Source organism: Bradyrhizobium sp. AZCC 2230, assembly GCF_036924495.1.
Classification (GTDB): domain Bacteria; phylum Pseudomonadota; class Alphaproteobacteria; order Rhizobiales; family Xanthobacteraceae; genus Bradyrhizobium; species Bradyrhizobium rifense.
In genome coordinates this window covers 2787103-2812554 of record NZ_JAZHRS010000001.1, presented here as the reverse complement: position 1 = coordinate 2812554, position 25452 = coordinate 2787103, and the positions used below count along the sequence as shown (strand labels likewise).

General features: G+C 64.0%; 23 protein-coding genes. 17 read left to right on the top strand and 6 right to left on the bottom strand.

The features are described from left to right. Positions 1 to 3: 3 nt before the first annotated feature. Positions 4 to 3408, bottom strand: coding sequence for a VCBS domain-containing protein (locus V1280_RS13745; RefSeq protein WP_334524457.1), 3405 nt, complete (start codon positions 3406 to 3408; stop codon positions 4 to 6). A 415-nt stretch (positions 3409 to 3823) separates the two neighbouring features. Between V1280_RS13745 and V1280_RS13740 the strand changes: the two genes are divergently transcribed. From V1280_RS13740 to V1280_RS13725, 4 genes are all read left to right on the top strand, one after another. After that, complete coding sequence (locus V1280_RS13740; protein ID WP_334524454.1) at positions 3824 to 4444, top strand: FecR family protein; 621 nt, start codon at positions 3824 to 3826, stop codon at positions 4442 to 4444. 51 nt (positions 4445 to 4495) lie between these two features. Continuing rightward, positions 4496 to 5359 (top strand): tetratricopeptide repeat protein, encoded by an 864-nt coding sequence (locus tag V1280_RS13735; RefSeq protein ID WP_334524451.1) that lies wholly within the window; start codon positions 4496 to 4498, stop codon positions 5357 to 5359. Between the two features lie 484 nt (positions 5360 to 5843). Beyond that, a complete protein-coding gene (locus tag V1280_RS13730; protein ID WP_334524449.1) occupies positions 5844 to 9602 on the top strand; it encodes a tetratricopeptide repeat protein in 3759 nt (1252 codons plus the stop codon). A gap of 162 nt (positions 9603 to 9764) precedes the next feature. Next, positions 9765 to 10001, top strand: a complete 237-nt coding sequence (locus tag V1280_RS13725) for a hypothetical protein (protein WP_334524446.1) — start codon at positions 9765 to 9767, stop codon at positions 9999 to 10001. Positions 10002 to 10009: 8 nt separating this feature from the next. Here V1280_RS13725 and fliP read toward each other — a convergent pair whose 3' ends face one another. Then, the gene (fliP, locus tag V1280_RS13720; RefSeq protein ID WP_148778219.1) at positions 10010 to 10786 is read right to left on the bottom strand and encodes a flagellar type III secretion system pore protein FliP; all 777 of its coding nucleotides are present in this window, start codon (positions 10784 to 10786) and stop codon (positions 10010 to 10012) included. Further along, on the bottom strand, positions 10783 to 11778 hold the full coding sequence (locus tag V1280_RS13715; protein ID WP_334524439.1) for a flagellar biosynthetic protein FliO: 996 nt from the start codon (positions 11776 to 11778) through the stop codon (positions 10783 to 10785). Before V1280_RS13715 ends, fliP begins: the two co-directional genes overlap by 4 nt. Positions 11779 to 12131: 353 nt before the next feature. On the opposite strand from V1280_RS13715, the gene flgB reads away from it, so the two are divergent. From flgB to V1280_RS13665, 10 genes are all read left to right on the top strand, one after another. Beyond that, positions 12132 to 12536, top strand: a complete 405-nt coding sequence (gene flgB / locus V1280_RS13710) for a flagellar basal body rod protein FlgB (RefSeq protein WP_334524436.1) — start codon at positions 12132 to 12134, stop codon at positions 12534 to 12536. Between the two features lie 75 nt (positions 12537 to 12611). Continuing rightward, positions 12612 to 13037 (top strand): flagellar basal body rod protein FlgC, encoded by a 426-nt coding sequence (gene flgC, locus V1280_RS13705; protein ID WP_334524433.1) that lies wholly within the window; start codon positions 12612 to 12614, stop codon positions 13035 to 13037. A 16-nt stretch (positions 13038 to 13053) separates the two neighbouring features. Then, entirely contained in the window at positions 13054 to 13362 is a 309-nt protein-coding gene (gene fliE, locus V1280_RS13700; RefSeq protein ID WP_195803557.1) for a flagellar hook-basal body complex protein FliE, read from the top strand. A 95-nt stretch (positions 13363 to 13457) separates the two neighbouring features. Further along, entirely contained in the window at positions 13458 to 13721 is a 264-nt protein-coding gene (gene fliQ, locus V1280_RS13695; protein ID WP_148772138.1) for a flagellar biosynthesis protein FliQ, read from the top strand. A 17-nt stretch (positions 13722 to 13738) separates the two neighbouring features. Continuing rightward, positions 13739 to 14509, top strand: a complete 771-nt coding sequence (fliR, locus tag V1280_RS13690) for a flagellar biosynthetic protein FliR (protein WP_334524418.1) — start codon at positions 13739 to 13741, stop codon at positions 14507 to 14509. A gap of 7 nt (positions 14510 to 14516) precedes the next feature. Further along, positions 14517 to 15596, top strand: a complete 1080-nt coding sequence (flhB, locus tag V1280_RS13685) for a flagellar biosynthesis protein FlhB (protein WP_334524415.1) — start codon at positions 14517 to 14519, stop codon at positions 15594 to 15596. Positions 15597 to 15748: 152 nt separating this feature from the next. Further along, complete coding sequence (gene cckA / locus V1280_RS13680) at positions 15749 to 18328, top strand: cell cycle histidine kinase CckA (protein WP_334524412.1); 2580 nt, start codon at positions 15749 to 15751, stop codon at positions 18326 to 18328. Between the two features lie 195 nt (positions 18329 to 18523). Further along, positions 18524 to 19552 (top strand): Tim44 domain-containing protein, encoded by a 1029-nt coding sequence (locus V1280_RS13675; RefSeq protein WP_334538298.1) that lies wholly within the window; start codon positions 18524 to 18526, stop codon positions 19550 to 19552. Positions 19553 to 19697: 145 nt separating this feature from the next. Next, positions 19698 to 20378: a lectin gene (locus V1280_RS13670; protein ID WP_334524409.1), complete on the top strand. Its 681-nt coding sequence runs from the start codon at positions 19698 to 19700 to the stop codon at positions 20376 to 20378. A 193-nt stretch (positions 20379 to 20571) separates the two neighbouring features. Continuing rightward, positions 20572 to 21279, top strand: coding sequence for a glutathione S-transferase (locus V1280_RS13665; RefSeq protein ID WP_334524407.1), 708 nt, complete (start codon positions 20572 to 20574; stop codon positions 21277 to 21279). Between the two features lies 1 nt (position 21280). On the opposite strand, the gene V1280_RS13660 is transcribed toward V1280_RS13665, so the two are convergent. The 3 genes from V1280_RS13660 to V1280_RS13650 form a co-directional block, all read right to left on the bottom strand. After that, positions 21281 to 21955 carry a methyltransferase family protein gene (locus V1280_RS13660; RefSeq protein ID WP_334524405.1) on the bottom strand — a complete coding sequence of 225 codons (675 nt, stop codon included), beginning with the start codon at positions 21953 to 21955 and terminating at the stop codon, positions 21281 to 21283. 142 nt (positions 21956 to 22097) lie between these two features. Beyond that, positions 22098 to 22271, bottom strand: coding sequence for a hypothetical protein (locus V1280_RS13655; protein ID WP_334524402.1), 174 nt, complete (start codon positions 22269 to 22271; stop codon positions 22098 to 22100). Positions 22272 to 22528: 257 nt separating this feature from the next. Then, positions 22529 to 23008 (bottom strand): hypothetical protein, encoded by a 480-nt coding sequence (locus V1280_RS13650; RefSeq protein ID WP_334524399.1) that lies wholly within the window; start codon positions 23006 to 23008, stop codon positions 22529 to 22531. 122 nt (positions 23009 to 23130) lie between these two features. On the opposite strand from V1280_RS13650, the gene V1280_RS13645 reads away from it, so the two are divergent. Genes V1280_RS13645 through V1280_RS13635 form a run of 3 tightly spaced genes read left to right on the top strand, consistent with a single transcriptional unit; the run spans position 23131 to position 25301 of the window. Further along, on the top strand, positions 23131 to 23352 hold the full coding sequence (locus V1280_RS13645) for a hypothetical protein (protein WP_334538297.1): 222 nt from the start codon (positions 23131 to 23133) through the stop codon (positions 23350 to 23352). Further along, positions 23353 to 23592 carry a hypothetical protein gene (locus tag V1280_RS13640; protein WP_334524396.1) on the top strand — a complete coding sequence of 80 codons (240 nt, stop codon included), beginning with the start codon at positions 23353 to 23355 and terminating at the stop codon, positions 23590 to 23592. 53 nt (positions 23593 to 23645) lie between these two features. Then, a complete protein-coding gene (locus tag V1280_RS13635; RefSeq protein WP_334524394.1) occupies positions 23646 to 25301 on the top strand; it encodes a fumarate hydratase in 1656 nt (551 codons plus the stop codon). Positions 25302 to 25452: the final 151 nt, after the last annotated feature.

Genomic DNA, 25452 nt, shown 5'->3' with positions numbered 1-25452 from the left:
GCATCACACGATCAGATCGTGCGGTACGTGGGTGTGAGTTGAGCCTGCCCCGTGAACTGGATCCATATGCGGCGGGGACAGTTCAGGCATCGGCGCCGCCCCGAATCCATGGATGACGCCGGCATGTTCGTGATGACCGGACGGGTCCGAGGAATCATCCAATCCTGCGCCGGGCCCTGAGCGGTGGTCATGCAAAGCGCCATCCTTGGTGGCGTAGGGTTCGGCCGCCGCGTGCCTCGGCTCGGGCGCAAGGACACCCGAACCGTCAGGGGCGGGCTGCTTGAAATGAAATGAGTCCCCGAAGCGAACCGAAGCAACACGAGGAAGGTCGTTCTCGGCTATCGCGTCCCTATGATGATGCTCGAGCAACTGATTTTCATGGTGTGACGTCTCGATGGGCCCTGTGCCGGAATGGATGCTGCGGTCGACTGTGGACGATGTGGCCGGGCCGCCGTCCTTTGCGGCCACGCTTTCCCGGGCGAACCCACTCTCCTTGCCGCTGTCGAACGGTGCTGGCTTGTCGAATTCGAACCTATCCTCCGCGGCTGCTGTCGGATGAAGATGGCTGACGGGCGGCTCCTGGCTTGCCGCGGAGGTCGCCCCGTTCTCGCCGGTGGACGCGTCCAGTTGCGATTTTGTATCGTCGGACCGAACGAACTGAGTGTGCTCGACCAGAATAAGTCGTTCGCAATCAGCATCGAACGAGCCCCCGCTCGTCTTCGCAGCTTGCCCGCTTGCGTATCCGTCGATCAGAGCGGCTCGCTCATGGGCGATTTCGACTGATGAGAGGCTGGTCGCCGTCGTCGGGCCACCAGTTGCGCCGTTGCCCACGCCCGGTTCCAGATTGACCGGCTCGGCTCCCATCGTATGACCCGGCGTTTCCGGCGCGGGTATGAAATCCGACGTCTCGATGGTGGAGAAGCCATTGAGATGGATCTCCTCCAGACTGGAATCGCCGATGCTCAGGACGTGATCCGTCGAATTGACGTAAACGATGGTTTGGTTCGCCGAGCTGTCGTAGTGCCAGGCGATCGCATGTGCGGGCACCGTCGTGCTGGCGGAGCCGAGTGCCAGAACGGCGAAAGTCAGCGCGCCGAGAGCTGTCAGGTCGATGCGCTCAGAGTCTGCCTTGAATCCAGAGATGATATCAGGGCGCGCCGCACCGGGATTTGACGTCGAAGCAAAGACGAAATGGTCGTCTCCGGAACTGCTGGCAAGAAGATTCCGCTCGTGTCCGCCGAAACGGGCATCGCAACCGTCCAGTGAACTGATCTTGCCATCATCCGGAGTTTCGCCGGAGACAGCGGTGTCATCGGTGCGCGCGTCGTGGGTGCTCGCAGCCACCGTCTGAACAGCGGCAAAACCATCTGCAGCCGTATTGTCTTCGGGGATCGCGGCGGCGTGGGGCGGGGCGGCGGCATCGCGAGCTGCCGCGTGGCCGAAATGGTCGCGATCGTCGGCACCGTGGATTGTGATCGCTACCGTCTGTTCCGTGCCATCGATGGTGGTCACCGTGAAGGTGTCGGTCAATGTGTCACAGGAAGGAAGCGCCTTTACGGCGCAGTTGGTGGTATCGAGCGTGTAGGTCCACACGCCGGCAGCGGTCATCGTGAAGGTGCCGTAGCCGCCCGCGCTCCGCGTCGCACAAGTGACCGGCGTGAATGTGTTGGGCGGGTTGTCGACGTCGGTGTCGGTCAGTCTGCCGCTCGCCGTCGGCTTGCCTCGCTCCTCGCAGTCGGGCTCGGTCACCGAGCCAGTGGTGCAGCCGCGGATGATGGCCGGATCGTTCGTGCCGCGGATAGTGATCGTCACCACCTGCGCGGTGCCGTCGATGGTGGTCACCGTGAAGGTATCCGTCAGGGTGTCGCAGACGTTTAGCGCCTGGACGGCGCAATTGGCGTTATCGAGCATGTAGGTCCAGACGCCGTCTGCCGTCATCTGGAAGCTGCCATAGCCGTGGTCGCTCACCCTTGGCGAGGTCACCGGCGTGAAGCTGTCGGGAGTATTGTCGACATCCGTATCGGTGAGCCTGCCCGTCGCGGTCGGCGTCCCGCGCTCCCCACTCGCGGCTTCTGTTACGGTACCGGTCGGCGTCCCGGAGATGATGGCAGCATCGTTGGAGCCGTTGATCGTGATGGTAATCAACTGCGGGGTCCCGCCGATGCTGGTCACCGTGAAGGTGTCGGTCAGCGTCTCGCCGATGTTCAACGCCTGTACTGCGCTGTTGGATTGATCGAGCGTGTAGGCCCAGACGCCATCGGCGGTCATCGTGAAAGTGCCGTAGCCGTGTGTACTCGGCGTCGGTGAATTGACGGCCGTAAAAGTGTTGGCGGGGTCGTCGACATCGACATCCGAAAGCTTGCCGGTCGTGACGGGTGGGCCGGACACGGCATTGGCGACGCCGCCGAATTCGATTGACGAGCCGGTCGTCGTGCCGGAGATGATCGCCGCGTCGTCGACTCCATTGATGTTGATCGTGAAGACCTGTTCGGCCGAAAGGGACCCGTCTGACACGCTGATCACAAAGCTATCGGTGGTCGACGTCTTCAGCGCGTTGATCGCGCCATTGTCGGGAACGAAGGCATAGGCGCCAGTCGTGCTGTTCAAATAAAGCGTGCCATAAGAGCTGGTCTTCGATACGTCGTAGGTTGCTCCATCCAGCACGGTATCGCCCGTAGCTGCTCCGCTGATGGCGAAAGTCAGCGCGGCGTTGGGGCTGGAGCTGCTGGCGCTGAACGTTCCCCTCGTTGCGGTGAAGATGTCAAACGCGGCCGTGTCGAGTTCAAGCGGGGGCGCCTGAGCATTCAAGGTCGGCGGCGTCCGCACGATCGTGATCTCCGGCATCGTGAAGATGGTCACCGATGGCAGCGTGTTCGGCGCCGCGGGGGCGTCGGGCCCTATGAAATTGATCGGCTCCAGCGGCAGAGATTTGACGAACGGAGGGGTGCCGGATCCGTTCGTGCCAAATCCCTTCGCGAAATTTTCGAGCGCCTCCTGCTGGACCGCCCGCAGCTCCTCCATGCGCGTCGCGCTGTTGTCGAGCTGGTTCACGGTAAGCCCGGAGCCGACCTTGCTCAGCACGACCGTTTGTCCGGGATCCTCGACGATGATGTGCCGCGGGATGGGCTCCTTGGTCGTGAGCTCGAACACGCCGTGCGCAAGGTCCTTGTATGTGATCGTATCGTCGTCGAGGAACGTTACGTTCGGGTCTGCGGCCTCGGCCTCTTTGATCATCGAGAAGAGCAGTGCCGTGAGCCACAGCATCCCGAAGCCGCCGGCAGCGGCCCGCTCACGCATCTGCGTAGCGGGCGCATCAAGAGCGCCGCTCGTCGCTGGCTTCACTTGGCGGTGCCGGGCCGCGGCGGCTTCGCGCTCGTCCCCGTGCCTTGCAGTGGACGTGACGAACATCGTTCAACCCCGACTACCCAAACAGTCGGCCTCAGGCGTCGCCGCATCCTGGCTGGCTTGCCGCGTCACGCGATCGGGAGCAATTTTGTGCCGGCAACCTCAGTCAGGCCCGCTGAAGGCCGTGGTCTCCGAGAATTCCGCGCAGGCGGATCACGGCAGAACTGCTGTCGTTTGCCGTGCACGGCTTTCCGCGAAAAGCTGTTTGAAATTGCCAGGCGCGGATAGTGGCTCTTTTGGGCACGGCGATCAGCCGTTCGGATTAATCCGGAATAACCATTTTGACCGTCGTGGCTTGTTATGGCTGGTCTGCCATGATGCGCGATGGCTTCGCCGACGCTGTCGGAGCCGTTCGGATGCTCAAGGACATTATCTTCTTGAGGAGGAAGTCATGGGCACTCGTGCACCGACTATTCTCGTGGCAGGTTTCGTCCTTGCGCTGGCCGCCTGTGCAGCCCAGGCGCAGAACGATTCTCCGCGGCGTGCCGTGTTGGACTCGTCGTCAAAGCCAATCGGGAAAGTTGTGGCGGCCGATGGCTCGGTCATCATCGAGCATGCGGATGCCGCCATTGTCCAGGCAAACGTCGCGGGCGACGCCATCCAGACGAAGATCGGAGATCCCGTCTATTCGGGCGATGTGGTCCGAACCGGTGCCGACGGACGGGTCGGCATCAACTTTGTCGATGGAACTTCGTTCAACCTGTCGAGCAACGCCCGCATGACGCTGGACGAATATGTCTACGACCCGACTGGGAAGTCCAATTCGACGATCTTCAATCTGACCCGGGGGACGTTCGTTTTCGTTGCCGGCCAGGTTGCGAAGACCGGCGACATGAGGATCGAAACGCCGGTCGCGACGATGGGCGTTCGAGGCACCACACCTCACATCGAAATCTCAGACGACGGAACCACCAGGTTCTCCACTCTCATCGAAGAGGGAAAGAACAAATATACGAAGAAGTCCGGCGCGGCGGGGGCGCCCAAAGCCGAGCAAAGGGTCGAGCACAGGCCCAATCTGAACATTTGCCGCGGCTGCTAGAATTGGTTCTAGCCGTGCAATCGCCAGATCTCAGAAGGTCGGGAGCCTGACATGGAAGCAAGGTCCTCCATTGCAGAAGGCGGAATCGCGCTTGTCGTCTTGCTGCTGGTCGGCCTGCCGGTCGCAGCCCAGAACCCCAAGATGAAGGACAGCTATCTCAGCAAGATCGAATTATGCAACGGGACCGGTGCCACCCCGCTTGATGCCCGGATCGGTGCCTGCACGGCTTTCATAGAGGCGCGTCAAGGTCCGACCACAGCTCTCGCCATCGCCTATAACAATCGCGGCAACGCCTACACCGCAAAGGGCGACTACGACAGGGCGCTCCGCGATTTCGATCAGTCGATCACACTCAATCCGACATACGCGAAGGCTTTCAACAACCGCGGCGTGGCTCATCTGAGGCAAGGCGAATTTGAACTCGCGATCGAAGCCTTTGATGGTGCGATCAAGCTCGATCCTGGCTACGGCGCTGCCTTCGTCAACCGCGCCGGAGCCTATCTGAAGAAGAAGGACCACCAGCGCGCGGCGCGCGACTACGACGAGGCAATTCGTCTCCAGCCCGACTTGCAGTCCGCATGGAGCGGACGATGCTGGACCCGGGCGGTTCTCGGCGCCTGGCAGGCGGCGCTGGAGGATTGCGACAGAGCGCTTCAATCGGGATCGACCAGCGCTGCCGTGTACGATTCGCGCGGACTGATCCACCTGAAGATGGGTGAACTCGGCGCCGCGATCGACGACTACAATTCTGCCCTGCGAGCTGCCCCGGAATTGGCCAGCGCGCTTTTTGGCCGCGGGCTTGCCAAATTGAAGCAAGGCGACGGGGTTGGCGGGGATGCTGACATTTCGGCAGCAAAGACAATTCAGAGGAACATCGGTGACGAGTTCGCACGTTATGGCGTCGCATCCGACTGAGTTGGCCTGGTAACGCGGAACGAATCGGAGGTGAATATGGATGCAAGGTTCGCGCTCATTCGAGCTCACGACGACAGCATTCGCCGCTATCAGCGGTTGTTGAACACGCAGCTGACGGATCTCGAGCGTGAGTACATCGAGAGTCGAATCTCGGAAGAGCGATCGACCTTGCGGTCAATTCGCGAAGCGCGAGGCGAGGTAAGTTCCTTGCCGGCCAATGGCCGCGCTTGATTGGCCGTCTTTTTGCGTCCGCGCGGCCGATGACGGTGCGCGTGATGACGGGGCGTTAACAGCTCCTTAACCATTTGCTCTCCAGATTCCGAGCGCGAACGTCTCGGTCCACGAGCAAGGCGTCGCGTCACCTGTGCCGGATTCAAGTCCTCATTACAGCATTAACAAGTCCTTAATTGGCAAAACCTACAGTCGACGGCACGGGCCGGCGCCAGTGCCGTCATGACCCGTCGAACCGGAAGAAATGCCGCCAATGGCGCAGAAGGCTGCCGCTGGATTTGTGTCGCGAGCCCGCGCTTTGGCGCAGGCGCTGTCGCGTCATATCCGCAAGGCATCTCTGCTGGCAGGCTGCCTCCTGATCGGCCTTAGTCATGGTGTCCGAGCTGCCGATGCTATCAGGGGCGAGGCGAGCTTTTCGGCCGGCGGCGGTTTTGCCCGTCTCGTGATCAAGCTTGGCGAGGACGTTCCCTCCGAGGTTACGACCGCCGGCTCCATCCTCATCATCCGCTTCGAGCGCCCCGTCGATGTTCCCGTCGATCGGGTGCCGGAAGGCGCACCTGATTACGTCAACTCTGCCCGGCGCGATCCCGACGGCAGCGCGATCCGGCTGTCGCTGGCGCGGCGCGTCACCGTCAACACCATGAATGCCGGCGAGCGCACCTTCGTCGATCTGATGCCGGAAGGCTGGAAGGGGCCGCCGCCGAGCCTGCCTCAGGAGGTGGTCAAGGAACTCGCCGAGCGCGCGCGCGCCGCCGAGCGCGCGCTGCGCGCCCAGCGCGCCGCGGCCGAAAGCAAGAAGCGTCCGCCGATCCGCGTGCGCGCCTCGATGCAGCCGACCTTCGTGCGCTTCGTATTCGAGATGCCCGACGGCGTCGGCGTCTCCTCCGTGCTCAACGAGCAGAAGCTGACGCTCGCCTTCAACGCCAATCTCAGCTTCGACCTCGCAGATGCCGTCGTCGCCGCACCGCCGAACGTCGCGTCGATCAAGCAGAAGTCCGATATCGACCAGACCAGCGTCGAGATCGCGCTGATCGGTGATTCCGACGTGCACTCCTTCCGCGACGACAAGAACTACGTCGTCGACATCGCCTTCCAGCCCGACAAGACCAAGACGGCGGCAACGCCTGAAGCCACGATCGCGAAGGCCGAAGCCGGCGGTCATGGACCGCCGCCAGCGGCTGAAAAGCCGGCGGCGGCGAAGTCGAAGGACACTCATGCTGAGATCAAGCCGCCGACCTCGGAGACGATTGCGCGCGAAGCCAAGATTGAGGTGAAGGCAGAGGCGAAGCCGGAAGCGCCCGCTGCGATGCCGCCCGCCGAGGCGCCGAAGCCGGCACCGGCAATAACCTCGACCGAAGCTCCGCACGTCACGGAAGCGCCCAAGCCCGCGCCGCCCGCGACGGAAGCCGCCGCGCCTGCCAAGCCGGTGGTGACCGAAGCGCCCAAAGAGGTCGTGAAGGACGCCGCGAAGGAGCCGATCAAGGAAGAGCCCAAGGAAGCGATCAAGGAAGCTTCGAAAGAAGCGCCCAGGCCTGCGCCTGCCGAGGCGCAAGCGGCAACGCCCCCGCCTGTTGCCAGCGTCGATGCACGCCGCGACAGCGACGGCCTGCGCGTGACGTTCCCGCTTCAGGTCTCAACGCCCGCGGCCGCGTTCCGTCGTGGCGACACGGTATGGCTGGTGTTCGACTCGCCAAAGCCGATCGACGTGGAGGCGATCCGCGCCAAAGGCGGTGCGATGATTGGCGAGGTCAGCCGCATGCCGCTCGAGAAGGGGCAGGCGGTGCGCATCCGTCTCACCCGTCCGCTGGTCTATTCGCTAACCAGCGAGGAGGTCGGCAAGGAGACCAACTGGCTGCTGACGCTCGCCGACAAGATCCAGGCAACCCCGTTGCCGCTGATGATATCGCGCAACATCACCGACCCTGCGCTCGCCAACATCGCGATCCCCTTTGCCAATCCGGGCCTGATGCACAAGCTCACCGATCCTGATGCCGGCGACATGCTCTATGTCGTCACCGCGCAACGGCCGGTCCGCGGCTTCATCAAGCGGCAGGATCTCGTCGATGTCTCGCTGCTGGAATCGGCCCACGGCATCGCGATCCGGCCGAACTCCGACGAGGTCGGCGTCGAGGTCGGATCGGACAAGGTCATCCTCGGGAAGAAGGGCGGCCTGACGCTGTCGCCGGTCGACGTCTCGGCCGAGCGTGCGCCGACGGCGGTGCGGCCGGTCTTCAATCCCGAGGGCTGGCGCAAGGGCCAGGCGGAAGATTTCTGGACGCGGCAAAGCGATCTGATCATGGCGATCTCCGCCGTCGAGCCGGCGCAGCGCTCGCTGCCGCGGCTTGATCTCGCCCAGTTCTACATGTCGCGCGCGATGTATCACGAAGCCAAGTCCGTGACCGAATTGATGCTGAGCGATCCCCTCAACAAGGAAGAGAGCAGCGCGCTAATCATCCACGCGATCGCGAGCATCCTGATCGGACGGCCGGCCCTGGGCCTGAAGGATCTCGCCAATCCCGTGATCGGCAACAGCCACGACTCACAGCTCTGGAAGGCGCTTGCCTATGCGCGCCAGGGCAAATGGGCGGACGCCCGCGAAAAATTCAAGAATGTCGAATTCGCCATCGCCTCACTGCCGCTCGACATCCAGCGCATCGTGACGATGGACGCGATGCGCGCCTCGCTCGAGGTGAAGGACTATGCCGGCGCCTCCAAGCGGCGCGGCGAGATCGAGGTGGTCGGCGTGTCGCCGGAGGCTGGGCCCGGCTTTGCCGTGCTGCGCGGCCGGCTCGCCGAGGCGCTCGGCCACGACAAGGATGCGCTCGACGACTATAAATTCGCGGTTGCCTCGAATGATCGGCCGGCCGCGGCGGAAGCCAAGCAGCTCGAGGTCGCGCTGCGGCAGAAGCGTGACGAGATCAGCAAGGAAGACGCGCTGAAGGAACTCGAGACGCTGTCGATGACCTGGCGCGGCGATGCGGTCGAGGTCAAGACGCTGCAGATGCTGTCGCAGCTTTATGCCGAGAACGGGCGCTATCGCGACGCGCTCACCGCGGCGCGCACCGCGACCAAGCTGCAGCCGAACGCGGAAGCCTCGCGTCAGGCGCAGGATCTGGCGTCGGATCTGTTCACGCAGATATTCCTGGGACCGAAGGGCGACGAACTGCCGCCGGTCGAGGCACTCGGGATGTTCTACGAGTTCCGCGAGCTGACGCCGATCGGCCGCCGCGGCGACGAGCTGATCCGCCGCCTGGCCGATCGTCTCGCCTCGATCGATCTGCTCGACCAGGCCGCCGAGCTCTTGCAATACCAGGTCGATCACCGTCTCGAAGGCGCCGCACGTGCGCAGGTCGCCGCGCGGCTTGCGATGATCTATCTCGCCAACCGCAAGCCCGACATGGCGATCACGGCGCTCCGCGCGAGCCGCATCAGCGACCTCTCCGGCGAGTTGCGGCAGCAGCGCCTGTTGCTGGAAGCGCGCGCACAGAGCGACGTCGGCCGTCATGATCTCGCGCTCGACATCGTCTCCAACGTCAGTGGCCGTGAGGTGCTGCGGCTGCGGTCCGACATCTTCTGGGCAGGACGGCGCTGGCGCGAGTCCGCCGAGCAGATCGAGCTCTATTACGGCGAGCGCTTCCGCGACTTCAAGCCGCTCAATGCGGTGGAGAAGAGCGACATCATCCGCGCCGCTGTCGGCTATGCGCTCGCCGACGACTCGATCGGGCTTTCGCGCTTCCGCGAGAAATACGCCCCCCTGATGAGCGAGAGCGCCGACCGGCTCGCCTTCGACATCGCCAGCAAGCCGGCGGCGGCGTCCAGCGCCGAATTCGCCGACATTGCAAAACTCGCCGCAAGCGTCGACACGCTCGACGGCTTCCTGCGCGAGATGAAGCAGCGCTTCCCTGACGCCACCGCGCGCGCGCCCGCCGCCCCGCAGGCCAAGGACGAGACCGATCATACCGGCTCGCTGCCGACGATCCCCGTCGTGCGGCAGATCAAGATGACGCGGTAGAGCATGATCCGGAAAAGTGCGCCGCTGTTTTCCGAAAAGATCATGCTCAAACAATAATCTAAAGCGCGTATCGCGCTTTAGGAACCCTGCTACTTCTGGCCTCTCGACAGGTGCCGGGCGAGACGGCAACCTAAAGCACCTTCATGCCGGGAGAGCGACGATATGAGCAAGCCAGCCAAGACCGAAGCCGAACTCATCGCCATGGCGCGCGCCGAGTTGAAGGTCCATACCGATGGCCCTGAGGGCATGACCATCTCGATCGTCCGCGATGCCGACAGCTGGGAGTTCCGCGCCGATGCCGACCAGGCGACACGGGACAAGCCCGGCTTCCCCGAAAGCGTCGCCATGTTGGTGCAGATCGGCGACCACCTCAGCAAGCAATATGATTTGAAGGGGTAGGGCGGGCGCTACCCCCCGTAGCTCTGCACCAGGCTTCCCGCCACCAGCGACCAGCCGTCGACCAGCACAAAGAAGATCAGCTTGAACGGCAGCGAGATCGTCGCGGGCGGCAGCATCATCATGCCCATCGACATCAGTACCGAGGCGACGACGAGGTCGATGATCAGGAAGGGAAGGAACAGCAGGAAACCGATCTCGAAGGCGCGCTTCAGCTCGGAGATCATGAAGGCGGGGACGAGGATGCGCAGGGCGAGCTCGTCAGGCGTCGCCGGCGGTGGCTCGCCGGAGAGATCGAGAAACAGCTTCAGGTCCTTCTCGCGCACGTTCTTCTGCATGAAGCCGCGCAAGGGAACGGAGGCGCGCTGGAGCGCGTCCTCGACGCCGATCTGGTTGGCGACGAGCGGGCGGATGCCGTCGTCGTAGGATTTTTGCAGCACCGGTCCCATCACGAAGAAGGTGAGGAACATCGCCAGTGCCAAGATCACCGAGTTGGGCGGCGCCGTCGCCGTGCCCATCGCGGTGCGCAGCAGCGACAGCACGACGACGATGCGCGTGAACGACGTCATCATGATCAGGATCGACGGCGCGATCGACAGCACCGTGAGCAGCGCGATCAGCTGGATCGCACGCTCGGTGACGCCGCCACCGCCAGCACCGCCGCCGCCGAGATTAATGCTGATGTCCTGCGCATGCGCAGGGGAGGCAAGCAAACCCGTGGCGAGCAAGGCCGCGGCGATCAGAACAGAAGGGACAAGAACTCTACGCGGGAAGGACGGCAGCCTCACGAAGACGGCTTCGGACGGCCGAGCAGCGAGGCCATCTCGTCTTCGAGATTTTCAAAGCTGGTCTTTTCCGGAACCGGCCTGGCAGGCGGCGCGGGAGGGGCCGGCGGTTCGACGCGTGCGGCGCGCGGCGGAGCAGCGGGCGGCTCCGGTGCGACCGGCGGGGCGATGGTCTCGCCGGCCGGACGACGCAGCGCCGCCTCGAGGCGCTGGGCCATCTCGGCGAGATTTTGCTCGGCATTCGACGGCGCGGCGCTAGCCGCCGGCGGCGGAACGGGCGGAGCTTGTAGTCCTGGCGGGGCCTGCGGCACGGGCGGAGGCGGTGGCGGCGGCGCGGCTGCGCGCTCGGCACGCACCGGCGGTACCTTCACCGGCTCGCTCGCGCGCGGCGGGCGCGGCATCAGCGGCGGCTCGTTGCGCGCAACGCGCGGCGGCATCGGCTCGGGGCGAGGCTCACGCTCGGGACGCGGCGGCATCGGTTCGGCCGAAAAGCCGCCGAGCGCCGGTTCGCTGCGGCGGTCGGCCAGAGCGGGCGCCGGCCGGCGGACTTCGTCGGCGAAGGACGGACGTGCGGGCCGCGGCGGCGGCTCGGGCATCTGCGGCTCGGGATGATCGAGCACTTCGGGGCGCGGCGCTTCGTCGGCCCAGCTGCCGGCATCGGGCATCGGGGCGAGGCGCGGCGGCTCGGCTGCGCTGGGACGCTGCGGAATCTGGTCGCGGCCGGCTGCGGCGCGCACGATATTCGGTTCGACGACGATGTCGGTCGGGCCGCCGATCATCAGGAGATGTTCGACATTGTCACGGCGGACCAGCACCAGGCGCCGGCGGCCATCGACCGCGGCTGCGTCGATCACGGCGAGGCGGGGCATCCTGCCGCGCTGGGTGTTGGCGCCGAGCCGGGTGGTCGCGAATCGGCGGACCAGCCACGCCGCGACGCCGATCAACGCCAGCACGACGATGAACGCGACAATGAAAGTGATAGGGCTACCGTTCATACCTGTCCCCGGCAAATGGCGCTTCTCTCGTGCCTATGGTCGGATGCGCCGACCACCGGCGTGCGATGCCCCAAAAACTGCAATCTCTTAACGTCCCGCGGCAAGTTTTGCCGTCCCCAACCCTTAATAACCTATGAATCGCCCGATCCAAAACGACTTCTTGGCCTGTGCAGGGGCCGCCAAGCGGTTGGGTTAATGCGGCTTTTGGAACGCGCAGAATCACGGGGGGAGCATTGCATGTCTCAATCAGAAACATGCATCTGCCGTGCCTTAACCACCTGTTAACCATACACGCGGCAAATTCTGCCTAGCTTCGGACCAGGGGTCCGCAAGAGGCGGAAGGAGCCGCAACGATGTCCATCAACGATCTTCCGGTGCTGTCGGCGCTTCGCACCAAGATGCAGTGGCACCAGGAACGCCAGCGCGTCCTGTCCGAGAACGTCTCCAATTCCGACACCCCCAATTTCCGGCCGCGTGAGCTGGTCGAGCCGAAATTCGACAAGACCGGCGCTACGGCGGGCTCGATGGGGCCCCTGGCCATGACTGTCACCAGTGCCTCCCACATGACGCCATCAGGCGCGGCCTCGAGCTTCGACCAGAACAAGAATGCGGGTTTCGAGACCCGTCCTGCGGGCAACGCCGTCAATCTCGAAGAGGAGATGACGAAGTCCGCCAACAACCAGATGGATTATGCGGCGGTCACCTCGCTCTATTCGAAGAGCCTGCATCTTCTGAAGACCGCGATCGGCAAGGGCTAGAGCATGATCCGGAAAAGTGTGCAGCGGTTTTCCGGCCAGATCATGCTCAAACCAAAGAGCTAGAGGACGCAGACCATGGCGAATGACAGCAGTGACTTTGCCCGCTCGATGGCGATCGCGACCTCCGGGTTGCGGGCGCAGGCCGGGCGCATGCGGGTGATATCGGAAAACATTGCGAATGCGGACTCGACTGCGCCGACCGCAGGCGGCGATCCCTATCGGCGCAAGGTGCCGACGTTCTCCTCGGCGCTTGATCGCACGCTCGACGCGCAGGTCGTCACGCTCGGCAAGATCAAGCCCGACCAGTCCAACTTCCGCGTCAAATACGAGCCCAGCAATCCGGCGGCGGATGCCACCGGCAACGTCAAATATCCCAACGTGAATTCGGTGGTCGAGATGACCGACATGCGCGATGCGCAGCGGTCCTACGAGGCCAATGTCAACATCATCAGTGCAACGCGCCGGATGATCCAGCGCACGCTCGACATCCTCAAGTCCTGAACAGGAACCTTAAGCCATGGCAACACCGACAATCGCGGCCAATGCCTATGCCAACCTTGCCCGGGTGCTGGAAAACAGCGGCGCCGGCAAGGGCAGCGAGGCGAGCGGGCAGTCCTTTGCCTCGCTGCTGAAAGACGCCGTCGGCAGCGTCATGGAATCCGGCCGCAAATCGGACGCCCAGACGGTGGCGATGGCCGCCGGCAAGGCCAACGTGATGGACGTGGTGACGGCGGTCGCCGACACCGACGTTGCGGTGTCCACGCTGGTCTCGGTCCGCGACCGCGTGATCGCCGCGTACGAAGACATCATGAAGATGCCGATCTGACGAAAGCGGCGAGTAGCGAATGGCGAGTTGCTCCCATTCGCCATTCGCTACTCACCATTCGCAGCCGTCAAGTCAACCAACAACGGAATTCTGAGATGACCGGACCCGAGACTCTCGACGTTGCCCGCGATGCGCTCTGGACCATCGTGATCGTGTCGTCGCCGCCCATGATAGTCGGCCTCGTGGTCGGCGTCATCGTGTCGCTGTTCCAGGCGCTGACGCAGATCCAGGAGCAGACGCTGGTCTACGTGCCGAAGATCCTGGCCATCTTCGCCACAATGCTGCTGGCGCTGCCGTTCATGGCCGACGCGCTTCATTCCCACATGATGCGGATCTCGTCGCGAATCATCGGCGGGTAAGGCACAATGCGCTTACCATGCGCATCGACGTCTCGCTGCTGCCGGCGCTCGCCGCGGCCTTCATGCTCGCTTTCGCCCGGGTCGGCGCGATGGTGATGCTGCTGCCGGGGCTCGGCGAGACCAACATCCCGACGCGGGTGAAGCTCTCGATCGCGCTTCTGCTGACGCTGATCATCCTGCCGCTGCATCGCAACGCCTATCAGGTCGACATGGGCTCGCTCGCGCCGATGCTGGTGTTGATGCTGCATGAGATCGTGATCGGCATCGTGCTGGGCGCAACCGCGCGCGTGACGCTGTCGGCGCTCCAGGTCGCAGGCGCCGTGATCGCGCAGCAGATGGGACTGGGCTTCGTGACATCGGTCGATCCGACGCAAGGGCAGCAGGGCGTTCTGGTCGGCAATTTCCTCACCATGCTGGGTGTGACGTTGCTGTTCGCCACCGACAGCCATCATCTGGTGATCGCGGCGTTGAACGACAGCTACGCGATCTTCGCGCCGGGCGAGACCGTGTCGAGCGGCGACATCGCCTCGCTCGCCACGCGGGCTTTCTCCGCCGCGTTTCTGCTCGGCTTGCAGCTGTCGGGGCCGTTCCTGGTGTTCGGCCTCGTCTTCAATATCGGGCTCGGCGTGCTGGCGCGGCTGATGCCGCAGATGCAGGTCTATTTCGTCGGTGTGCCGCTGTCGATCTTCGTGGGCTTCATGGTGCTGGCCCTGGTGCTCACGGCGATGATGGGCACCTATCTCGACTACTTCATCGGTGTCATGCACCAGATGCTGCCGCTCAGATAGGTGATCGATGGCGGAAGACAACGATCCAGAGAGTCAAACAGAAGACCCGACGCAAAAACGTCTCGAACAGGCGCTCGAACGCGGCGACGTCGCCAAAAGCCAGGAGATCAATACCTGGTTCATGATCGCGGGCGCCACGCTCGTGGTTTCGACCTTCTCCGGCTCGGTCGGCAGCGGCCTTGTGACGCCGTTGCGCAACCTGCTCGCCAATTCCTGGATGATCAAGACCGACGGCGGGAACCTGCTCGCGCTGATGCAGCAGATCGAGGTCGCGGTGTTGGCTGCGGTCGGCGTGCCGCTCCTGATGCTGATGATCGCGGCCATTGCCGGCAACATGCTGCAGCACCGGCTGGTGTGGTCGGCAGAATCCCTCACGCCCAAATTCAGCAAGCTCTCGCCCGCTGCCGGCTTCAAGCGCATCTTCGGCAAGCAGGCGGGAGCCAATTTTCTCAAGGGCATCGGCAAGCTCGTCGTGCTCGGGGTGGTCATGACCACGATCCTGTGGCCGGAGCGGCATCGCATGGAGGCGATGGTCAAGCTCGATCCGGCCGCGATGATGGGCGCCATTACCAGCCTGACGGTCCATCTGCTCGGCGCAGTGGTCGCCGCGCTCGCGATCATCGCCATCGGCGACTATTTCTTCCAGTATCGCAGCTGGTTCCAGCGGCAGAAGATGTCGCTCCAGGAGATCAAGGAAGAGTTCAAGCAGTCCGAAGGCGACCCGCATATCAAGGGCAAGCTCAGGCAGTTGCGCCAGCAGCGCTCCAAGAAGCGCATGATGGCAGCGGTTCCCAAGGCTTCCGTGATCATCACCAACCCGACCCATTATTCGGTGGCGCTGTCCTACGAGCGCGGCATGTCGGCCCCGATCTGCGTCGCCAAGGGCGTCGACAACCTCGCATTCAAGATCCGGGAGATCGCGCGCGAGCACGACATTCCGATCGTCGAGAACGTGCCGCTGGCACGCGCGCTGTACGCCACTGCCGAAATCGACAAGGAAATCCCTGTCGAGCACTACCACGCGGTCGCCGAAGTCATCGGCTACGTCATCCGGCTGAAGCGCGGTTTTAGCGCCGCGCGGCAATAAAACCCCGAAAGTACCGGAAATGGCCGTAAACTGGGAATCAGCGTACCTTTCGCCCCTGCCGCCCTTGCGTCCGCGGGTCCGATTCAGGCAGGGAGGACCCCACGTGCCCCGTGGCGCGTTGATTCTCTGCCGACAGGCCATGCCAGCGTGAAATGACCGCCGAGACCGACCACGACCTGTCACGCGAGCCCGTTGCGGCGCATGAGCCGTCGCCGCGCTCGGGCAGCATTGCGCTGGTGCTCCTGGTGGCCACCGGCCTCGTCGCGGTCGCCATCGGGCTGATGACGCTCGGACGCGCGCAGGCACAGCCCTATATCCTCGGCATCCTCGCCGTGCTGGCCATGATCGGCCTGTTCAATCTGTTCGCCTTCGCCGCCGGCATCATCCGCTTCGTCGACCGCAATCTCGACGATCCCGTGATGGGGCGCATCGCCGATCACGCCTTCGATGGTCTCGCGGTGACCGATCCGCGCGGCCATGTGGTCTATTCCAACGCAGCCTATCTGACGCTGACCGGCGCCTCCGGCCCGCAGGACGTACGGCCGGTCGAGCGCGTCTTTATCGGCAATCCGGACGTTTCGGAAGCGGTGTTCCGCCTGCTGAAGGCGGCGCGCGAAGGAAAACGACAGCAGGAAGAGGTGCGCATTTCCGGCCAGGACGGCAGCCACGGGCGCTGGCTGCGCATGCGCGTGCGTCCGCTCGGCACCGGAAAGCGCGAAGCCAAATATGCGGTGTGGTCGATTGCCGACATCACGCGCGACCGCGAGCGCCAGGAGGACGTGTTCCAGGAGCTCCAGCACGCGATCGAATATCTCGATCACGCGCCGTGCGGTTTCTTCTCGGTCAATCCCGCCGGCGAGCTCGCTTATGTCAATGCAACGCTGGCGAATTGGCTCGACTATGATCTCGCCGAGATCGGTTCCGGCGGCCTGAAGCTCGCCGACATCGTCTCGGGCGACGGCGCTTCGCTGCTGAGCTCGATCGTGGCGGTGCCGGGCGAGGTGAAGACCGAAGTCTTCGACATCGATCTGCGCATGCGCACCGGCAAGACCATGCCGGTCCGGCTTTATCACAAGCTCGCTTTCGGCGCCGACGGCGCGCCGGGGCCGTCGCGCACGCTCGTCATCAGCCGGGCCCGCGACGAGCGCAGCGATCCCGACCGTGCCGCCGAAGTGCGCTTCATGCGCTTCTTCGACCACACGCCGATGGCGATCGCCACCGTCGATCGCGGCGGCAACGTGGTGCGCGCGAACGCGCGCTACGCCAAGCTCGGGCAAGGCCTCGGGCTCGACAGCGCGAGCAAGTCGATCTTCCGCGCGGTCAATGCGCGCGATCGGCATTTGCTGATCGCGGCTATCAACCAGGCCGCTGAAAACCAGGCCGACATCGCGCCGGTCGAGGTGGCACTGGAGGGCGCGAAGGATCGCTGGGGCCAGTTCTTCGTCACGCCGGTCGATGCGGCCGAGAACGACGCGGAAGCCGCCATCGTGCACATGCTCGAGACCACCGAGCGGCGCGCGCTGGAGAACCAGATCAACCAGTCGCAGAAGATGGAGACGGTCGGCCAGCTCGCCGGCGGCATCGCCCACGACTTCAACAACGTGCTGTCCGCCATCATGATGGCGAACGACTTCCTGCTGAACGCGCACAAGCCGACCGATCCGTCGTTCCAGGACATCATGCAGATCAAGCAGAACGCCACGCGTGCTGCGACCCTGGTGCGGCAGCTGCTCGCCTTCTCGCGGCGGCAGACGCTGCGGCCGCAAGTGCTCGATCTCGGCGATGCGCTGTCGGATCTCACCATGTTGCTGCGCCGGCTGATCGGCGAGAAGGTCAAGCTCGACCTGATCCATGGCCGCGATCTCTGGCCGGTCAAGGTCGACGTCTCCCAGTTCGAGCAGGTCATCGTCAATCTCGCGGTGAACGCGCGCGACGCCATGCCCGACGGCGGCAAGCTGATCATCCGCACCGCCAATGTCGCGACCGACGAGGCGGGCAAGCTCGCCTACAAGGGCATGCCGGCGGCGGACTATGTGCGGATCGAGGTCGCCGACACCGGCACCGGCATCCCCGCCGATATCCGCGACAAGATTTTTGAGCCGTTCTTCTCGACCAAGGAAGTTGGCAAGGGCACCGGCCTCGGGCTGTCCACCGTCTACGGCATCGTCAAGCAGACCGGCGGCTTTATCTATGTCGATTCCGAGCCGGGGCAGGGCACCTCGTTCCACATCTTCCTGCCGCGCCATCACGCCGAGCCGGACGTGCAGGTCGAGCAGCCCGCAGCGAGCACGACGAATGGCGCCGCAAAGGACGCCGCGCCCGCGGCCGTAGAGGCGAAGCCTCGTACCGATCTCACCGGGCAGGGCACCATCCTGCTGGTCGAGGACGAAGAGGGCCTGCGCGCGCTGAACGCCCGCGGCCTGCGCTCGCGCGGCTACACCGTCGTCGAGGCCGAGAACGGCGTCGAGGCGATGGAGGTTCTGGAGGAGCAGAGCGGCGGCATCGATCTCGTCGTCTCCGACGTCGTGATGCCGGAGATGGACGGGCCGACGCTGCTCAAGGCGATGCGGGAGAAGAACCCGGACATCCGCTTCATCTTCGTTTCCGGCTACGCCGAAGATGCCTTCGAGAAGAGCCTGCCCGAGGGGCAGCAATTCGACTTCCTGCCAAAGCCGTTCACGCTCAGCCAGCTCGTGGCGGCGGTGAAGGAGACGATGACGAAGCAGGGGTGAGCAATGACGGGGGAGAGAGCGGAATTCCGATCTCTCGACCGCCGGTAACCGGCGACCACAGTTCCCGGCCGGATCCGGCCAAACCCCCGGCAAATATGGGCTTTTGCCACATCCCCGCGACTGAGGGCCGCAGCCGGGGGGTCCGAAACCGGCTTCCCTTTTGGTAAAGGCTGCCCATCTTACTGGCACGTCCCCATACCGGGGATTTGGGAAACGAACATGAATTTCTCGCAATGGTCCCGCACCCTCGTGAAGACGATTGCCGTCGTTCTGGCGCTCGCGCTGCCGACGGCGCTTGCGATCTCGTCGGCTGACGCCCGCGTCGGCGGCGGTTCTTCGTCGGGTTCGCGCGGTTCGCGGACCTTCTCGGCCCCGCCGTCGACCACGACTGCGCCGGGCTCGACCTCGCAATTCAACCGCACCTTCACCCAGCCGGGCGCAGGTATCAACTCGGCTGCATCGGCACCCGCGCGCGGCGGCCTGTTCGGTCGCGGCGGCGGTTTCCTGGGCGGCCTTGCGGCCGGCTTCCTCGGCGCAGGCCTTCTGGGCATGCTGTTCGGCGGTGGCCTGTTTGGCGGCCTCGGCGGCCTGTCCTCGATCCTGGGCCTGATCATCCAGGTCGTGCTCGTCGTGTTTGTGGTGCGGCTGGCGATGTCGTGGTGGCAGCGCCGCAACGCGCCGCAGGCGGCCTATGCCGGTGCTGATGCCAGCCCCGGTCCGGGACCGCAGACCAGCTATCGCAGTGGCCTCGGCGGAGGTCTTGGGTCAGGTCTTGGCTCGGGTCTTGGCGGCGGCTTCGGCTTCGGCGCCAACAATGCGCCGCTCGAGATCAAGCCGGACGACTACGAGGCGTTCGAGCGCCTGCTCGGCGACATCCAGGCCGCCTGGTCGAATGAGGACGTTGCAAAACTGCACACGCTCGCGACGCCGGAAATGGTCTCTTATTTCGAGAGGGATCTCGCAGAGAACCGCGCGCGCAACGCCGTCAACAAGGTAACCAACGTCAAGCTGTTGCAGGGCGACCTCGCGGAAGCCTGGCGCGAAGGCGAGACCGACTACGCGACGGTGGCGATGCGCTTCGCGCTCACCGACAAGACGGTCGACCGCAACACCGGCGCGCTCGTCGCCGGCAGCGAGCAGCCGGGCGAAGTCACCGAAGTCTGGACGTTCGCCCGCCGCCCGGGCAATCCTTGGGAATTGTCGGCGATCCAGCAGACCAACTGATCGCGCGCAACATGAGAAACCAGGGCGTCGTGCTTCCAGCACGGCGCCTTTTCTTTTGGACGTCTCGCATCGCGGCATCGGAATAAGCGGGCGCGCGTCGGGTTGACATCAGGCGGCCAAATACAAACACAACTGGGAGGACAGGATGATCCGCATCGCAAGATCCGTGACGATGTCAGGCCTCGCGCTCGCTGCAGCCTTGCTTGCGGCGCCGTCGGCGCAAGCGCAGTCGGCCGACATGACCTTCTTCGTGACCTCCAACGGTCCCGGCAAGGGCGCAGATCTGGGCGGCCTTGATGGCGCAGATGCGCAGTGCCAGAAGCTCGCACAAGCCGGTGGTGCCGCTGCAAAAACCTGGCGCGCCTATCTCTCGACACAAGCCGCCGACGGCAAGCCCGCAATCAACGCAAAGGACCGCATCGGCAAGGGACCGTGGCAGAACGCCAAAGGCGTGGTGATCGCCAAGGACGTTGCCGACCTGCACGGCGCGGCCAACAATCTCACCAAACAGACCGCGCTCAGCGAGAAGGGCGAGGTCATCAACGGCCGCGGCGACACCCCGAACCGGCACGACATCCTCACGGGATCGCAAGCCGACGGCACCGCCTTTGCCGCAGGGGACGACAAGACCTGCAAGAACTGGACGTCGAGCACGCAAGGCGCGGCGATGCTCGGCCATGCCGATCGACAAGGCCTGCGCGATGACGAGCCGTCAAGATCCTGGAACAGCTCTCATCCCTCGCGCGGCCCTGATGGCGGTTGCTCGCAGACCGACCTGAAAACCACTGGTGGCGACGGCCTGCTGTATTGTTTCGCGGCGAATTGAGGCTCTCTCCTCCGTCATTGCGAGGAGCTCTTGCGACGAAGCAATCCAGACTTCCTCCGCGGAAAGACTCTGGATTGCTTCGCTGCGCTCGCAATGACGGAGCGTGTTGCGACAGGGTTCCGTCCCGCACTGCCGGAACCCGGAGCGAAGTGCTACATTGGTTCCGTCGCTTCCACGCTTACGGACCCCTCCCATGAAATACGAGCTCTACTACTGGCCCGAGATCCAGGGCCGCGGTGAATATGTGCGGCTGGCGCTGGAGGAGGCGGAGGCGGCTTACGATGATGTCGCACGCGGCCAGCGTGGCTCGGCTGCGATGATGAAGATGATGGAGGCCCACAAGGGCACGCCGCCCTTTGCGCCGCCGTTCCTGAAATCGGGCAAGCTCGTCATCGGCCATGCCGCCAACATCCTGCTCTATCTCGGCGCCCGTCACGCCCTCGCGCCGAAGACCGAAGCCGGGAAACTCTGGGTGCACCAGCTTCAACTCACCATCACCGATCTCGTGGTCGAGATCCACGACACCCATCACCCGCTCGGACCTTCGATGTACTACGAAGACCAGAAGCCGGCGGCCAAGAAGCGCACGGCCGACTTCTGGGACGAGCGCGTGCCGAAATATCTCGGCTATTTCGAGCAGCTGCTCGACGACAATGGTGGCGCCTACGTCACTGGCCGGCGCCTGACTTACGTCGATCTCTCACTGTTCCAGATTGTCGACGGCCTGCGCTATGCCTTCCCGAAGCGGATGAAGGCGTTCGAGACAAACATTCCTGGCCTCGTCGGCCTGCACGACCGTGTCGCCGCGCGGCCGAACATCAAGGCCTATCTTGCAAGCGAGCGCCGCATTCCCTTCAACGAGCAGGGCATCTTCCGGCGATACAGGGAGCTCGATGCGTGAATCACCATATGCCCGGCAACAAGCGGTAGCGCACCCGCGCCGCATAATCGGCATAGCCGGGCAGGCCCGCGATGAGCGTGCGCTCCTCGATGCGGATGCGGACCGCAAGCAGCGCCAGGAAGACCGGCGCAATCGCCAATCCCCGCCACGAGCCGAGGATCAGCGGCACGCTGGCGAAGAACAGGATCATGCCGCTGTACATGGGATGGCGGACATGGGCGTAGGGCCCGGTCGAGATCACGCGCTGCGCGCGCTCGGTCTGCAGCTTCACCACGGGTGCTGCGAACGAATTCTCGCGAAACACCCACAGCGTGAACAGTGTCGAGGCGAGCAACAGCACGAAACCGAACACCTGCCATGCCACGTTCATGTGGGATGCGAGATGACGCCGGTCGAGCCCCATCGCGACGAGCCAGCCCAGCATCGCCACGACGAACGCGACCATGAAAACCTTGTCCGCGGCCGGCTGATCTCTCTGCAGAACGGGACGCAGACGTTCGGCCAGAAGCGCCGGGTCGATCCGGTAGAGCCACCAGCCGCAGAGCGGGCCGAGCACAACGGACGTGACGAGAAACACCCACGCGCCCGGCCAATGCAGCGTGCCGGCGACGGCGAACAGCAGCGCGCCCATTCCGACGGTGAGAACAGTGTTCTGCAACAACAGGCGTGCGATCATGTTCGATCTGGCTCCATCACGCGCCGAGCCATTGATAGCATGCTTCCGACCAGCAAGCGGCCGGCGCGTGTGGGCCGAGGTCATCTCCAAACGCGAAAAGCCCGGTCAACCGGACCGGGCGATCCATCGCAGGCAAGCCGGATCAGGCGAGCTGATCGATCCGCGTGCCCTGGCCCGGCGGCAGCGGCGCAGGCGGCGTCGGCTTATAGGTCGGGTCGGCATCCTTGGTCTTGGTCTGGTCGTCCGGCTGCTTGGTCGTGTCGTAGCTCGGGACCACGACCGTCACAGGCGGCGGCGCAACGCTGGAAACGCTCATCCACAAATCCTCACAGATTGAAACAATTGATCCTGCCCCGGAGCGGACGAAGGCTCCGTCAAGCCAATCGTTAAAATGCGAGGGATCTGGTGCGATAAGATGCGTTGTCTTTGCGTCCGCAGTCGCACTCTCTGAGAGGACGTCAGCTCTCTCCTCGTCATTGCGAGCGTAGCGAAGCAATCCAGACTGTCGCCGCGGAGAGATTCTGGATTGCTTCGCTGTGCTCGCAATGACGGAGTGTGTGGCAGCAGCCCGACCTACTCGTCCTTCGGCCGCGTGATAGAGATCGCGGCGTCCGTCTTGGTGCGTGTGCATTCCATGTTGAGGCGCTTGTAGCGCATCGTCACCTTGTCGCCGCGCAAGAGGCCCATGCGCTTGAGGCAGCGCGTCGCGCCGGTCGTGGTGTCGTCCTTCGTCACCGTGAAGATGATCGCGGCCGCGGAGGCGACCAGATCATAGAACTGCGGCGTCGGCTTGCGGTCGCCCTTGGCATAGAGCTCGTTGGAATAGGTCTGTCCCTGCGAACGGCAGCCGAGCGACAGCTCCTTCGCCGCCGGGTGGGTGAGGTAGATGATGTTGGCGGCCTTGAAGTTGACCTTCAGCCCGTCGATGCCGCCGGCGAGCTGCTTGGCGATGTCGTCGCACTGGTCGGCGCGCGCAGGCGCGGCGAGGGTCACAAGGCCGAGGATTGCGGCGGCGACAACAATCGCGCCGCGGACGTGCAGTTTGAAAGTCATGATGGAAAGCCCCTTGGAGGGCGTATTCAAGCGTCGGCGGACGCGGAGTGCAAGGGCAAGCGCGCGCATTTCCACGGGCAGGGCGGCTGTCCTCGCCCATCCCGTGTGCTATATTGCCCCGCATGACAAAGCTCTTTGAAGACGCCATCCGTCAGGTCGAACAGCTTCCGGAAGGCGAGCAGGACGCCGCAGCCGGGGCGTTGCTGGACTATGTCAAGCACATGCGCGAGATCCGATTGACGGATGAGCAGGTTGCGGAAGTGCTACGCCGGATTGCCGATCCGAACCGCAAGCTCCTCTCCCTCGCAGAAGCGCGGGCTCGTGTCGAAGGCTTCGGTTCGTGAATGTCGATGGAAATTGTCTTTGATGATCAGGCAATTTCTGACCTCGAAGGCATTTTCAACTGGATCGCGCAAGTGGTCTATCAAGTCGATGAAGCGCACCGTCGGGTTGTGATAGCTGCGGTCTTTCACGGCGCCCAGGGGCGGGACGTCTGGGCTATGTCGGCCGAAGCAGTCCTTTATGCGTGGTCAGGGCCAGTGCCGCGCGACTCGCTCCCTTCCCTTTGCGGCAAAAAAGCTTAGAACGCTTCTATGCTTAGAGGCCCGCGAGGGCTCCAGAACCCGAGATCGCCCCCATGAACGCTCCCACCGCCTTCCCCGACGCTTCAAAACCCGTCCCGCCCTACAAGCACACCCCGCTGTTCCCATTGGGCAAGGACGAGACGCCCTACAAGAAGATCACGGCCGAGGGCGTCCGGGTCGAGAAGGTTTTGGGCAAGGACATGCTGGTGGTATCGCGCGAGGCGCTGCGGGCGCTGTCGGAGGCGGCTTTCGGCGACATCAACCATTATCTGCGCCCCGGCCATCTGAAGCAGCTCCGCGCGATCCTCGAGGACGGCGAAGCGAGCCCGAACGACAAGTTCGTGGCGCTGGATTTTTTGAAGAACGCCAACATCGCGGCCGGCGGCGTGCTGCCGATGTGCCAGGACACCGGCACCGCGATCATCATGGGCAAGAAGGGCTGCAACGTCATCACCGACGGTGACGATGAGGCCGCGCTGTCGGAAGGCGCGCGCGATGCCTATCTGCGCCGCAATCTGCGCTACTCGCAGGTTGCGCCGCTCTCGATGTACGAGGAGAAGAACACCGCCAACAACATGCCGGCGCAGTGCGAGATCTACGCCGAGGGTGATGACGCCTACAAGTTCATGTTCATGGCGAAGGGCGGTGGTTCCGCCAACAAGAGCTTTCTGTTTCAGGCAACGCCCTCGGTGCTGACCAAGGACCGGCTGCTCGCCTTCCTGAAGGAGAAGGTGTTGACGCTCGGCACTGCGGCATGCCCGCCCTATCACCTCGCCATCGTGATCGGCGGCACCTCGGCCGAGCTCTGCATGAAGACAGTGAAGCTGGCGTCGGCGCGTTATCTCGATGCGCTGCCGACCCACGGCTCGCCGGACGGCAACGCGTTCCGCGATCTCGAGATGGAGCAGGAAATTCTGAAGATGACGCAGTCACTCGGCGTCGGCGCGCAGTTCGGCGGAAAATATTTCTGCCACGATGTGCGCGTGATCCGTATGCCGCGTCATGGCGCCTCGTTGCCGATCGGGCTCGGCGTGTCCTGCTCCGCCGACCGCCAGGTGCTCGGCAAGATCACCAGGGACGGCGTCTATCTCGAGGAGCTCGAGCACAACCCGGCGCAATATCTGCCGCAGGTCGAGCAGTCGCTCGGCGGTGAGGTCGTCAAGATCGACCTCAACCAGCCGATGAAGGACATTCTGGCGACGTTCTCGAAGAACCCGATCAAGACGCGGGTCTCGATGACCGGCACCATGATCGTCGCGCGGGATAGCGCGCATGCCAAGCTGCGCGAGCGGCTGGAAAAGGGCGAGCCGCTGCCGGACTATTTCAAGAACCATCCGGTCTATTACGCCGGTCCTGCCAAGACGCCCGAAGGCTACGCCTCCGGCGCGTTCGGCCCGACCACGGCGGGCCGCATGGATTCCTTCGTCGACCAGTTCCAGGCCGCCGGCGGCTCGATGGTGATGGTGGCCAAGGGCAACCGCGCGCCAGCGGTGCGCGAAGCCTGCAAGAAATATGGCGGCTTCTATCTCGGCTCGATCGGCGGTGCCGCGGCAAACCTCGCCGAGCACTGCATCAAGAAGGTCGAGGTGCTCGAATATCCCGAGCTCGGCATGGAAGCGATCTGGCGCATCGAAGTCGTCGACTTCCCGGCGTTCATCATCATCGATGACAAGGGGAACGACTTCTTCAAGGAGTTGAATCTGGGCTAAGGAGGCATCCTCCTTTCCCAGCAGAGGCCGGCGCCTTCACACTCCGTCATTGCGAGCGCAGCGAAGCAATCCATCTTTCCGCAGGGAAGAGTCTGGATTGCTTCGTCGCAAGTGCTCCTCGCAATGACGACGTGGAGACGTCGCGCGTATC

Coding starts and splice junctions, on each gene's coding strand:
- V1280_RS13745 (WP_334524457.1), bottom strand. CDS start 3,408: ATGTTCGTCACGTCCACTGCAAGGCACGGGGACGAGCGCGAAGCCGCC.
- V1280_RS13735 (WP_334524451.1), top strand. CDS start 4,496: ATGGAAGCAAGGTCCTCCATTGCAGAAGGCGGAATCGCGCTTGTCGTC.
- V1280_RS13730 (WP_334524449.1), top strand. CDS start 5,844: ATGGCGCAGAAGGCTGCCGCTGGATTTGTGTCGCGAGCCCGCGCTTTG.
- V1280_RS13725 (WP_334524446.1), top strand. CDS start 9,765: ATGAGCAAGCCAGCCAAGACCGAAGCCGAACTCATCGCCATGGCGCGC.
- V1280_RS13715 (WP_334524439.1), bottom strand. CDS start 11,778: ATGAACGGTAGCCCTATCACTTTCATTGTCGCGTTCATCGTCGTGCTG.
- flgB (WP_334524436.1), top strand. CDS start 12,132: ATGTCCATCAACGATCTTCCGGTGCTGTCGGCGCTTCGCACCAAGATG.
- flgC (WP_334524433.1), top strand. CDS start 12,612: ATGGCGAATGACAGCAGTGACTTTGCCCGCTCGATGGCGATCGCGACC.
- fliE (WP_195803557.1), top strand. CDS start 13,054: ATGGCAACACCGACAATCGCGGCCAATGCCTATGCCAACCTTGCCCGG.
- fliQ (WP_148772138.1), top strand. CDS start 13,458: ATGACCGGACCCGAGACTCTCGACGTTGCCCGCGATGCGCTCTGGACC.
- fliR (WP_334524418.1), top strand. CDS start 13,739: ATGCGCATCGACGTCTCGCTGCTGCCGGCGCTCGCCGCGGCCTTCATG.
- flhB (WP_334524415.1), top strand. CDS start 14,517: ATGGCGGAAGACAACGATCCAGAGAGTCAAACAGAAGACCCGACGCAA.
- cckA (WP_334524412.1), top strand. CDS start 15,749: ATGACCGCCGAGACCGACCACGACCTGTCACGCGAGCCCGTTGCGGCG.
- V1280_RS13670 (WP_334524409.1), top strand. CDS start 19,698: ATGATCCGCATCGCAAGATCCGTGACGATGTCAGGCCTCGCGCTCGCT.
- V1280_RS13665 (WP_334524407.1), top strand. CDS start 20,572: ATGAAATACGAGCTCTACTACTGGCCCGAGATCCAGGGCCGCGGTGAA.
- V1280_RS13660 (WP_334524405.1), bottom strand. CDS start 21,955: ATGATCGCACGCCTGTTGTTGCAGAACACTGTTCTCACCGTCGGAATG.
- V1280_RS13655 (WP_334524402.1), bottom strand. CDS start 22,271: ATGAGCGTTTCCAGCGTTGCGCCGCCGCCTGTGACGGTCGTGGTCCCG.
- V1280_RS13650 (WP_334524399.1), bottom strand. CDS start 23,008: ATGACTTTCAAACTGCACGTCCGCGGCGCGATTGTTGTCGCCGCCGCA.
- V1280_RS13645 (WP_334538297.1), top strand. CDS start 23,131: ATGACAAAGCTCTTTGAAGACGCCATCCGTCAGGTCGAACAGCTTCCG.
- V1280_RS13640 (WP_334524396.1), top strand. CDS start 23,353: ATGTCGATGGAAATTGTCTTTGATGATCAGGCAATTTCTGACCTCGAA.
- V1280_RS13635 (WP_334524394.1), top strand. CDS start 23,646: ATGAACGCTCCCACCGCCTTCCCCGACGCTTCAAAACCCGTCCCGCCC.